This is a genomic window from Clostridioides sp. GD02404 (genome assembly GCF_045898275.1).
Classification (GTDB): Bacteria; Bacillota; Clostridia; order Peptostreptococcales; family Peptostreptococcaceae; genus Clostridioides; species Clostridioides difficile_A.
Map to the genome: position 1 here is coordinate 1 of NZ_JBJOCA010000031.1, position 12,265 is coordinate 12,265.

General features: G+C 28.9%; 8 protein-coding genes. 6 read left to right on the forward strand and 2 right to left on the reverse strand.

The genetic code is table 11. The features are described from left to right. Nucleotides 1-691: 691 nt before the first annotated feature. Nucleotides 692-1,936, reverse strand: a complete 1,245-nt coding sequence (locus Q3287_RS15995; protein ID WP_176702552.1) for a D-alanyl-D-alanine carboxypeptidase family protein — start codon at nucleotides 1,934-1,936, stop codon at nucleotides 692-694. Between the two features lie 42 nt (nucleotides 1,937-1,978). Continuing rightward, the gene (locus Q3287_RS16000) at nucleotides 1,979-4,813 is read right to left on the reverse strand and encodes a sigma 54-interacting transcriptional regulator (protein WP_054275813.1); all 2,835 of its coding nucleotides are present in this window, start codon (nucleotides 4,811-4,813) and stop codon (nucleotides 1,979-1,981) included. A gap of 548 nt (nucleotides 4,814-5,361) precedes the next feature. Between Q3287_RS16000 and Q3287_RS16005 the strand changes: the two genes are divergently transcribed. The 6 genes from Q3287_RS16005 (at nucleotide 5,362) to Q3287_RS16030 (ending at nucleotide 12,252) form a co-directional block, all read left to right on the forward strand. After that, nucleotides 5,362-6,123, forward strand: coding sequence for a threonine/serine exporter family protein (locus Q3287_RS16005; protein WP_065388354.1), 762 nt, complete (start codon nucleotides 5,362-5,364; stop codon nucleotides 6,121-6,123). Next, nucleotides 6,124-6,618, forward strand: coding sequence for a threonine/serine exporter family protein (locus Q3287_RS16010; RefSeq protein ID WP_054269041.1), 495 nt, complete (start codon nucleotides 6,124-6,126; stop codon nucleotides 6,616-6,618). A 225-nt stretch (nucleotides 6,619-6,843) separates the two neighbouring features. After that, nucleotides 6,844-8,022, forward strand: coding sequence for a hypothetical protein (locus tag Q3287_RS16015; RefSeq protein WP_054275814.1), 1,179 nt, complete (start codon nucleotides 6,844-6,846; stop codon nucleotides 8,020-8,022). A 259-nt stretch (nucleotides 8,023-8,281) separates the two neighbouring features. Then, nucleotides 8,282-9,889, forward strand: a complete 1,608-nt coding sequence (locus Q3287_RS16020) for a DUF4118 domain-containing protein (protein ID WP_054275815.1) — start codon at nucleotides 8,282-8,284, stop codon at nucleotides 9,887-9,889. After that, nucleotides 9,880-10,584, forward strand: coding sequence for a response regulator (locus Q3287_RS16025; RefSeq protein WP_054269043.1), 705 nt, complete (start codon nucleotides 9,880-9,882; stop codon nucleotides 10,582-10,584). Before Q3287_RS16020 ends, Q3287_RS16025 begins: the two co-directional genes overlap by 10 nt. Before the next feature lie 381 nt (nucleotides 10,585-10,965). Further along, complete coding sequence (locus tag Q3287_RS16030; protein ID WP_407964407.1) at nucleotides 10,966-12,252, forward strand: transcriptional regulator; 1,287 nt, start codon at nucleotides 10,966-10,968, stop codon at nucleotides 12,250-12,252. Nucleotides 12,253-12,265: the final 13 nt, after the last annotated feature.

Genomic DNA, 12,265 nt, shown 5'->3' on the forward strand with positions numbered 1-12,265 from the left:
ATAGATGCAAAGAGTATTTCTGCAAGAACATTAAAAACAAGTCTTACAGATGTAGCAAGATCTGTAATTAACCTATTAAAAATAAATGAGTAAGAATGAATAAACATTGATACTTATATTTTTAATTAATCTAATATCAGATTAAAATTTAAATTATGTATAAACCTCTTGATTGGTATAAATTTAGAAATATATTAATTAAGAGGTTTTTTATATGAATATTCGTCTTAATTTACCAATTTTATATACAAAAAATACTGTAGGTAAATTTGTTTTTATACAAATCTATTTATAGCCAAGAATAAGAGTGTAATGAAAAATGAATACTAACATTTAATGTATCTAGTATATTTAAAATATAATATATAAATTTTAGAAACTTTACATATAGCTTAGTATGCTTTCAAATATTCTTTTGTTGCTTAAATATATACTTTAAATAAGTTAGGCACTTTTAATTTTTATTACAAAACTTCACATAATTTTCATATGAATTATCTATTAAATTCACACACAAGAGTTATTATATAAACATAGAAGATAGTAAAACTAGCTTAAAAACATAATATAATACCCTATATAAATAGTGGCAACTCTCCCTCACATCCTCAATTGTTGCCACTATTTTAATTTTTTGTACAAAATAAAAAACCCCACCATAAAGTGGAGTCTTTCACAAATCTCATCTAACCTAAGCCTTAAAACAAACAGAATTTTTAACCTCAAGCTTTCTATTTATCTTAGCAACCTTAATCTTAATCTTATCCTTCAAAGGAATACATCCTATATTACTTTCACTTTTAACATCAACACTTCCAACAAACTTGCCAGAATCATTGTAATACTTTGCAACACCAACAATATCTCCCTTATGAATAGGATAACTCATATTTTTAAACACTATCTTAGGGTGTATATTCTCATTATCTGAAACAACCCCATACAAATCTTTATCAACTTTAACAGTTATCTTAAAATCATCAACACCATCAACACAAGGAGTCTCTATAATGTCCCCCTTATGAGCTATCTTCTTAGAATGGAAATTGTCTTTACCATACTTTAATAAAGTAGCAGAAGAAGAAATTCTATTCTTCTTATTACCATCACCAAGAACAACTCCTATTAATCTATGATTTCTTTCATTTTTATCGTCCTTAGGTACCATCATAGAAAATGCAAGGCAATAACCAGCATTATCTGTATAGCCTGTCTTTATTCCATCAACACCAGGCACTGAAACTAATAGGGGATTTGTGTTATAGTGTGTAAAATCTTTCTTAGTATCATTATATACTTGCATAGTAGTTATTCTAGTAACTTGACTTTCATAATGGTCATACATATACTTTCCAAGTGCAACTATATCGTGAGCTGTTGATATATTTTCAATAGGTGGCTCCTTATGCTCTGGGTCAGTATATATAGGAAGTCCGTTTGGATTAAAATAATATGTGTCAAGCATTCCTATTTCTTCAGCTTTCTTATTCATCATATTTACAAAATTCTTCTCAGTTTTACCAACATGTTTAGCTATAGCCATAGCAGCATCATTTCCTGATACAAGCATAAGACCTTGCATAAGCTCTCCTAAAGATATTTCATCACCATCTTTAAGTTTACAAGTAGAACCACCTACTGAAGCTGTAGACTTGTCTATCTTTACCATATCAGTTTCCTTTACCTGATTCTTATTGACTGCTTCTATTGCAAGTAAAAAGGTCATCATTTTACTTAAACTCGCTAGAGGCATTTTTTCATCGCTATTTTTTTCAAATAATATTCTTTTAGTTTTCTGGTCTATAAGTAGTGCAGCTCTTGAAGAGTTTGGTACTGGTGGAGCATCTGCAGATGCAAATCCAGGAGTTATAAATATACAAATTAATGCAAGTATTGTTAACTGTTTTATTTTTTCTTTCAAAATCTCATCCTCCATTTCATATATTAATTAACATGCACAAAGTAGGTGCTGTAAGTTTTATTTATTTAGATACTCATTAATCATATCTATTATATAAGCAATTTCTTCATCTGGTATCAAGATATTAAAGTAAGCTTCTGTTGGCTTAAAGGCCTCATGTATTAAATTATACAGTTCATAATTTTCACTGATTAACTCAGTGATGTTATTATATGGAAAAGTTGTATTTTTAAAACATCTTTCTATCATAAAAGAACAATGAAGTATATATCCTAACTTAAACTTGCTTTTTAGACCTTCATCTATCAATTCTATTATTGAAAATAATGATGAATTGACGTAATTGAATAATTTAACAGAGTCTAAAAGCTCTAAGTTTTGAGACATAAAGTTTATTATTAGGCTGTTATATGATAAATTTGTTTCTTTTATATTAGTAATGCTATTGGCATTAAATGTACCTTCTATTATTTTGTTCAACATATCTAGACCATACCCATTTAGGAGTTCTTCTATATGAATAAATGGGGTATTAGCCACATTAAAATCTACACTGCCAACAACTGCCAAAATTTTAGTGTTACTAAATTTATTCCTATACATTTTAAAACTCTCTATATTATGAGGAACTAAATTAATACTGTATTTATTAATACTTTTTAGTGAAGAGTTTATAAAATCTGCTATCTTCATAGCTGAACCATAACCCGTTATACAAGTCGTTATTATGGCATACTCTCTTGACTTCTCAGGATAATTTATTTCTGTTGAATCAATTGCAGCTCGTCCAATATATGGATTTAAAGAGCTTAAAGAATTAGCCAATTCATCCAAAGTCATTTCTGGTAGTGTGCTTTTTCTTACTGCCTCTAAAACTATTGGAGTAGATACCATCTCAATAGAGCGTGTTTTAATTTTTGTTTTTTCTGAAATAAGTTCTCCAAAAGCTATGAGAGAACCCATATCTGTTAAAAGAAGTACTCCCTTACCTTCATCGCATTCTTTTACCAATTCTATAGCTTTATCAAGTATAGTACTTACCTTTACATCAAGAGGCATGTCAATTGCATTACAGTGGTTTGTACCAAGTAATGAATTTGCTACATCACACATACTACTTGCTGTTGAATTTCCATGAGCAAGTATTATAACACCTATACTTTCAGATTGATTATTTGGTTCAAGGTATGTGCTATTTAGAAACATAGATATAAATTTTACTTCATCTTTAGGTAGTGATGTTTGTAAATCATTTTCGATTATACTTAAAACTATTTTAGCTATATTTAAATCTTTATCTGAAAAAATTTTATCATTATATAGATTGTATTTAGGGTTATATGTGTCTTGATTTATATTTTCTATAAGTGCACTTATATGCATTGAAAGAGCAATATAAGTTTGTTTTGTATATTTGTTTCTCGATATTTTTTCAGCTTCTTTTAAAGAGTGTTCAACAGCATAGTAAATCTTTGGATTAATTACCTTGAAAATTTCATTACTTGTATAATCAGAATGAGTTACTGAAGATATTGAAAGTAACTTTGTAGAGTATTTTTCCATGTAATTTATAAACATACTCCTTATGTCATTTTCTAGATAAGGAATCTCTGTAGAATATTTAAACCCATTGTTTTGTGTATCTATATTGTATTTAGAGAGTTCTTTTGTATATTCAACCTCCAAATTGTTACCATTAAATTCATAAAAAAGCATGTAATCAAGTTCTGATAATTTATTTAGATTACTGCGATTTTCATTCAATTTTAAAAGACCAGTGTATATATAATCAGGAACAAGAGACAAATCTATTTCTATATTTTCTTTTAGACCAGTCTTATAATTTAAAAAGGCTCTTGCACTCATAAGTTGTATATCAGATTTAAGTTGACCTATATTACCAAAACAATCATAAAGAAGTAAAGATTTAATGACATCTTTGTGAACTCTTATAGTTGCATTGGTATATTTGGATTCTATAATAAAGAAGTATTTAATAAGAGATAATCTTTCTTTTAAGGACCTATCCTGTAAAGCAGGTAGGTTAATTGTAACTGGGATTCTTCTTAAAAAAGTCCCAAGTAGTGAAGAATGTATATCTTCTGTTGTGGCACACACAATAAAAACAGTAGCTTTATGTACGATGTCGGATTCTCCTAATCGTCTGTATATGCCTTTGTCCATCAAAAGAAAAAGCATCTCTTGACCTTCTGGGGGTAATCTATGTATTTCATCTAAGAATAATATACCTCCATCAGCCTGTGCGACTATCCCGAATTTATCCTTATTAGCACCAGTAAAAGAGCCTTTAACATAACCAAATAAATTACTTAAGAGTAAGTTAGCATTCTCTGCATATTCAGCACAGTTAAATACAACAAATTTACTTTCAGAAGAAAAGACTTTACTTTCTACAGCATATTTATACATTGTTTCAGCAAATGTGCTTTTTCCAACACCAGTAGGTCCTATGAGTAATGTGTTAAGACCTTTTGGAGGGTAGAGTATAGCAGATTTAGCTTTTTCTATAGCTAGTTTAAGACTAGAATCATGTCCAAGTAATGTTGAAAAAATATCTTCTGAATCATTTTTACTTGATTTAAGTAGTTCATTACAATTACTTATGGAAAACTCAGAGTTGTCTAAAGTATGACCAATTAAATTTTCAATAATACCAGCATGTAAAAACAAAATGGGTTTGCCAGGTATCTTTATAACTTTCTTTTCATTAAATAGGTTATTTAATTCTTTACTGGTATTACTTCTATCAAGAGATGAATTATTAGCAACTTCTATTGTAGTAAATCCTGCTTTCTCTGATTGAAGGTCTTTTAAAGTTATATTTTCACATAATTTATGTAGTGATAATAGAACCTTATCTTTTCTTAGCATATATTGCCTCCTTTCTTTATATTTAAGTTATACTTAAGTTATATTAAATATATTATAATATATATTCAGTATTAAAATAAGGTTTATAGTGGATATTTTGTATTTTACTTTTTAATATGTTGTTTTGTGTAATGGATGATGTTAAAATAAGAGTTGCATTATACTAGATATAGATTTTTATGGATTTAGTTAGGATATTATGTTGTTATATAAATAAATATAAGTTTTAAATACATTTCAATATATAACTATCAAATTAAAGTAAAACTCATGAAAGTTAAAAAACAAAAAATTAGAAAGTACATAGCTTTATTGAAGAGAATACTATACAATTTAAAAGATTATATCAATGGTTGAAAGTGTTTGTTATATATTAATTCAGCCATTTTATGCTGTAAACAACTTTAAAATCTAGTTTTGACAAGCATAAAAAACAAGTTTTTTCATAAAATGTAAATATTGGATATTGTTTATTTAAAATAGTTTAAATAAACAATATCTTGTAATAAAATATGAATAATACTATAAAAGAATGGGAGATATGTTTTGTGGATATAGATAGAATTTTAAACTTTTCCTCGAACGCAGGTAAAGCTATGTTGCAAAGTGGAGGAGAAACTTATAGAGTTGAAGAAACGATAGCTAGAATATGTCAATCTTTTGGAATAGACCATGTAGATGTATTTGCGACCCCAACAGCTGTAATGGCGTCTGTGTTTGTAGATGGAAAATTACATTCAGCAATTAAAAGAATAAGCTCAAGAAGGGTAGACCTAAACTTGGTTCATGAGGTTAACTCATTATCAAGGGCAATAAGTATAAATAATTTAGATATTGAATTATGTGAAAAAATTTTAGATGAGATAAGTGAAGATAACTACTATTCAGATTTAATAACAATATTTTTTGCAGGCATTGCAGCAGCGACATTTTCGATACTCTTTGGAGGAAATATAGAAGAGTTTATAGCCGCATTTACTGTGGGAATTTTGACTAAGTTTGTTACTATGTACTTAAATAAATCATCATTAAATGACTTCTTTGTAAATGCAATCGGAGCAGTTATTATAGCTCTTTGTTCTATTATAATCTTGAAGCTTGGGTTTATAAAGACAATAGACCATTTGATAGCAGGAGCGATAATGTTATTAGTACCTGGTCTGGCACTGACGAATGCTTTAAGAGATTTATTAGATGGACAATTGATTTCTGGTCTTGCAAAGTTAGCAGAAGTATTTTTTATAGGTGTATCTATAGCAGTAGGAATGTTTTTGGTACTTGGATTGTACTTCAAGTTAGGGGGGATATAAATGCATTTGTTTATAGAGGTAATAGCAGCTTTTTTTACAGCCTTAAGCTTTGGAGTGCTATTTAATATGAAAGGAAAGAATTTGATACTATCTGGTATAGGTGGAAGTATCGCTTGGTTTTCATATAAATTTTGTTTGAATATGGGTGTGACAGAAAACTTATGTTTCTTTATAGCTACAGTATGTTTTGCAATATATTGTGAGTTATGTGCTAGAATTTATATGACTCCAGCAACCACATTAAGTGTATGTTGTCTAATAATATTAGTACCAGGTTATGGAATATATAATACTATGTATTCTGTTTTGACAAATAATTATATCAAAGCAGTAGAGTATGGTGTAAGTACATTATCCTGTGCAAGTTCAATTGCGTTGGGACTGGTATTTATAACTACAGTATTTAGAAAAGTAAACTTATATGGAATGTTTACCAAAATAAAAGAAAATGAAAAATATAAGAAGGGTATAAATAAAATTAAGCCACAAAAATAGAAAAAATTGACTTTTAGGTAAAAGGATGATAATATAATAACATAAAATAGAATAAGAATATCTAAATTAGAAAAGATGTTCTTATTCTATAGAAATAGTTTTTTTTTATTTCAAAAAACTGACAACTTGCATTACAGATGTAAGTTTTAGTGTTCAGTTTGTACTAAAAAATTTGTACCAATGCTAGAAACCTTAATTTAAATTGAAAAGGGGGAAGATTTCAAGATGGAAAAGCTGTCGGATAAGAGAAGAGTCAAGGCAGTAAGTATGGAAACCTTCGTATTTATTGTACTATTGGCGGTAGGATTTGGATATGTAGGAAGCATCATGGGTGCAGGTATGATGTTTAAAGTAATAATGAGTACAGCACATGCGCTTTTATTAGATACAGTATTTTTAATAATGGCGATGGCAGTTCTTGCAGGTGCACTTAGTGCATTGCTTTCAGAATTCGGAGTAATATCTTTAGTTAATAAGATATTTAAGGGTCTTATGAGACCTATATGGGGCTTACCTGGTGCTAGTATAGCAGGAGTAGTTGCAACATATTTATCTGATAATCCAGCTATTATACCATTTGCTAAAGACAAAACATTTACACAATATTTTAAGAAGTATCAGATACCTGCTTTATGTAACTTAGGAACAGCCTTTGGTATGGGGCTTATTGTAACAACTTTCATGATAGCTCAAGGTAAAGAATATGTACTACCAGCTATAATAGGTAATGTTGGGGCAATAATAGGTAGTATTATTAGTGTTAGAATTATGTTGACTTTTACTAAAAAGTATTATAATTATGACCCTAAAAGCGATACTGAAAAACAAGTAAATGAAAAAGGTACAAAAATTGAAGAGTTTAGAGAAATAAGAGATGGTAATGTATTCCAAAGAACATTGGATGCTATACTTGAAGGTGGTAAGCTAGGTGTTGAAATGGGTATGGCTATAATACCAGGAGTTTTAGTAGTTTGTACATTAGTTATGTTATTAACTTTTGGACCATCTACAGACCCTGCTACAGGTCAGGCTGTTTACACAGGAGCTGCATATGAAGGTATAAAATTATTACCTGCTATTGGTGATAAAATTAGCTTCATAATAGAGCCATTATTTGGATTCACATCACCAGAAGCAATCGCATTCCCTGTAACTGCATTAGGAGCTGTTGGAGCAGCTATATCTTTAGTACCAGAATTTATAAAATCAGGTGCTATAACTCCTAATGATATAGCAGTATTTACAGCTATGGGTATGTGTTGGAGTGGATACCTAAGTACACACATAGGTATGATGGATGCTTTAGAAGCAAGACCATTAGCTGGTAAAGCAATACTTTCACATACAATAGGTGGTTTATGTGCAGGTATATGTGCCCACTTTATATTTATGCTCGTTGGATAAAAATGTTCTAGAAATCAAATATTAAGATATTATAATTTATAAAGCTAAATAAACTAATGATTTAAGTATAAAATTAAATTAGTAATTTAAATATATAGAGGTGCTGTTTTGAAATAGAGATTTACTTTCATTTTAAGACAGCACCTTTTAGTAATTTAAATAAACTAATTAAATGTATTGATTGAATTTATTATGATAAAATTGTATTATATACAATAGAGCCAATTTAAACAGTAACAATAAGGAGGAATTGTAGTAGATGAAAAAGGAACGACTACATCATGAAGACTTAAAAGAGTATGACTATGATGAAGATGATTATCTCAGTAGAAAGGTGATTATTAAGGACTTCATAAAAACTATATTGGTTATGATGATTGCTACTGGAATATCAGTAGTTTTTGAAAAGGTAGGTTTTAATGAATCTAATATTATATTGGTATACATATTAGGTGTGCTATTTGCTACAAGTATAACCTATGGGTATTTTTTTGGAATACTTTCTTCAGTAATAGGAGTGCTATCATTTAACTTTTTCTTTACACACCCATTATATACTTTTTTAGCTTATAGGAAAGATTATCCTATGACATTTTGTATTATGCTGATGGCAGCCATTATAACAAGTACTCTAACTTCTAGAATAAAAAGAGAAGTGAGACTTTCTCATAAAAGAGAAAAAATGATAAGATTGCTTTATGAGAACAATAAAACATTACTTAAAGCAAAAAATAAGAATCAAATTATTGAGTTTTGTGGGACTAATTTAGTAAACATGTTAAATAGAACTGTTATAGTAACCATTTCAGATGGCGATAATAATTTAGGTAAGCCAAGTATCTATATTTGTAACAATGATGGGAGTGAGAACATATTCCATTCAGTATTAGAAAAGGAAGCTATAAAAGAAGCTTTTAGGACAGGCGAACCAGTTGGAATCGGAACAAAATATTGTAAAAAGAGTAGTGCATACTATTTTCCTATAAAAGGTCAAGAATCGAATGTACTTGGTGTTATAGGTATTGCATGTTTTAAAATAGATATTATTACAGAAAATGAAAAGATATTGTTAGAAGCTGTTTCGACACAGGTTGCATTGGCAATCGATAGAGAAAATTTATTTGAAAAGAATAAAAAAGCTAATCTTGAGGCAGAAAGAGAGAGATTAAGAGGCAATTTACTTAGATCAATCTCTCATGATTTAAGAACTCCACTTACAAGCATATTAGGTTCATCTTCAACAATACTTGAAAATGATGATATGATAGACAAAGAAACTAGAGTAGAATTAGTAAAAAATATATATGAAGATACAAGTTGGCTGACTCATTCTGTTGAGAACATACTTAGTATGACTAGAATAGATGAAGGCAAATTGGATATTGAAAAACGACCAGAGGTTGTTGATGAAATAATAGCAGAATCCATACTAAGAGTGAAAAAGTTTGCCAATAATAGAGATATACAAACTAATATTCCAGAAGAAATAATAGTAGTTCATGTAGATGTATTGTTAATAGAACAAGTTTTAGTAAACTTAATCGATAATGCTATAAGACATACACCTAAAGATTCCAAAATAGAATTAACTGTAAATAAAGAGTCAAATCAAGTTCTATTTGCAGTTTCAGATAATGGAAAAGGAATACCAAATGAAGATATTGATAATATATTTAATAGATTTTATACTAAGAATAAATCTAGAAATCTTGAAAGAAGAGGGATTGGTCTTGGATTAGAGATATGTAAGTCTATAGTAGAAGCTCATGGAGGAGAAATTATAGCTTTTAATAATTCTTCTGGAGGAGCTACATTTAGATTTAGTATACCTATATGTGAAGAGGAGGCGAAAGGCGAGTGGAAATAAAGCCATTAGTTCTAATTGTAGAAGATGACAAGCCAATTTGTAAATTTATAAAGGTGTCTCTTGAAACTCAAAGTTATAGGTGTGTAGAGACTGATAATGGAGGAACCGCCATATCACTTATACATTCTCTTGACCCAGACTTAATAATTTTAGATTTAGGTCTACCAGATATTGATGGAATTGAGGTAATAGGACGAGTTAGAGCATGTGCTAAAAATAACAAAATAATCGTTGTTTCAGCAAGAGAACATGAAAGAGATAAAGTTGAGGCTTTGGATGGAGGAGCTGACGATTATTTGACCAAACCTTTTAGTGTAACAGAGCTTTTAGCTAGAGTGCGTGTAGCTCTTAGAAATAAGGCTCAACAAGGCAATATAAACAATGATACTCCAAAGGTTTTTGAAGTTAAAAATCTAAAGATAGATTATGAAAATCATACTGTTTTAATTAATGATAAAGAAATACATTTAACTCCAATTGAATATAAGATTATTGAATTAATGTCTAAGTATTCAGGAAGAGTTTTAACTCATAAATTTATAATAGATAAGGTCTGGGGAAATTACTATGAAAGTGAAAACCAGTCCCTTAGAGTATTTATGGCAAGTATAAGGAGAAAAATCGAAAAAAACCCTGCTCAACCAGAGTATATTTTGACTGAAGTTGGAGTAGGCTATCGTATGGCAGATGAATAGTTATGAAATTAAGATAATATTAATTAGATAAAAATTATCTGCTATTCTAATAAATATGAATATTTTAAACAGAATAGAAATAGCTATGTATATTTTATAATGAATAGATATAAAATCAATTTATCTAATCTTAAATCTACATAGTTATTTTTGTATTTTAAGATATACTTTTTCATGAAATAATATATGTTTTAAATTGAGGATTAATTTCCTATAGACATTACCTTTTGTAGAAAAATTATCTATATAATACTATAGATGTTTGTATAGAAGTTCTTTACCATAAATATAGAATGTGAGATAATAAATTAAATAAAAATAGAAAGTAATGAGGATATAATTTTTAGAAAGTATAAAATTGATGGATTAGGAGCGAAGTTTATGATAGTGGGTATTATAGGCCCTTCAGACTCTGGGTTTAAGATAAAGGATGATTTAAAACAGATAGACAGTGATTTAGAAACTAAAATATATGTAAGAGAAAAAGTGGTAGATACAATAGAAGTTATTTCTAAATGTGAAGATGAATGTGATGCTATTATATTTACAGGATGTGCAGTTTATGAGTTTATAAAATCTAAGTATGAGATAAGCAAACCACATTCATTTGTACCAAGAAGTGGTACAAGCATAATGAAGGCATTTTGGGCAATAAAAAGTGAGGATATAAAGTTAGATAAATTCAGTATAGATGTAGTAGATAGATATGTTGTAGAAGATGCACTTAAAGAATTTGATATAAAAGCTACAAGTGTGTTTTGTAATCCGTTTTCTTTGGAAGTAGGAGAATCTGAGCTTGTAGAATGGCATATAAAATTATTTGAAGAAAATAAGACAGAGATAATGTTAACTGGTTTTGGAGCAGTATATAATGAATTAAAAGAAAGAGGTTATCCAGTATTTCGTCTACAAGCTACTATACAATTAATCAAAGAAAGTTATGAGAAAGTAAAGAGTGAATATGCTCTAAGTAAGGCTAGATTTTCTCAAATTGCTGTTGAAATATTGAGTATAATAGATTATAAAGAGAAGATAGACAACTATTATTCTGATATGATAAAAAAATCAGATATGGATAAGCTTGTAGTAAACTATGTGAGAAGTATTCAAGGCTCCCTATTTTTATTTGGAAGAAATGATTATGTCGTATTTGTCCATAAAGGGGTAGCTGATAATGAGTATAACTACGATAAGTTATTTAAACTGAAGAGAGATATAAAAGATATGGGATTTTCTCTTAGTATAGGAATTGGTACTGGAGTAACTGCATATCAAGCTGAGAATAATGCACATAAAGCATTAAGACGCTCTATAGATTCAAAAGAAATTGGCATATATTTAGTAGATGAAGATGAAAATATAAGAGGTCCTTTAGCCTCAGAAAATGAATTAAATTATTCTTTAATGTTGTCTGATGAAAAAGTAATAGATATATCTAAAAAGACTGGAATGAGTTGTGAATCAGTTGCAAAAATTATTGCTATAAGTGAGAATAGGCAAAGTAAGATTTATGATTCAAAAGAATTAGCAGAATATCTAAATGTAAGTGAAAGAAGTGCAAGGCGTATATTAAATAAAATAGTGAGTGCAGACCTAGGTAGGATATGTGCAAAAGAAACTAGCATTGGTGGAGGAAGACCTAAAAATATTACTGAAATATTATTTTAAAAAACTGCATCAA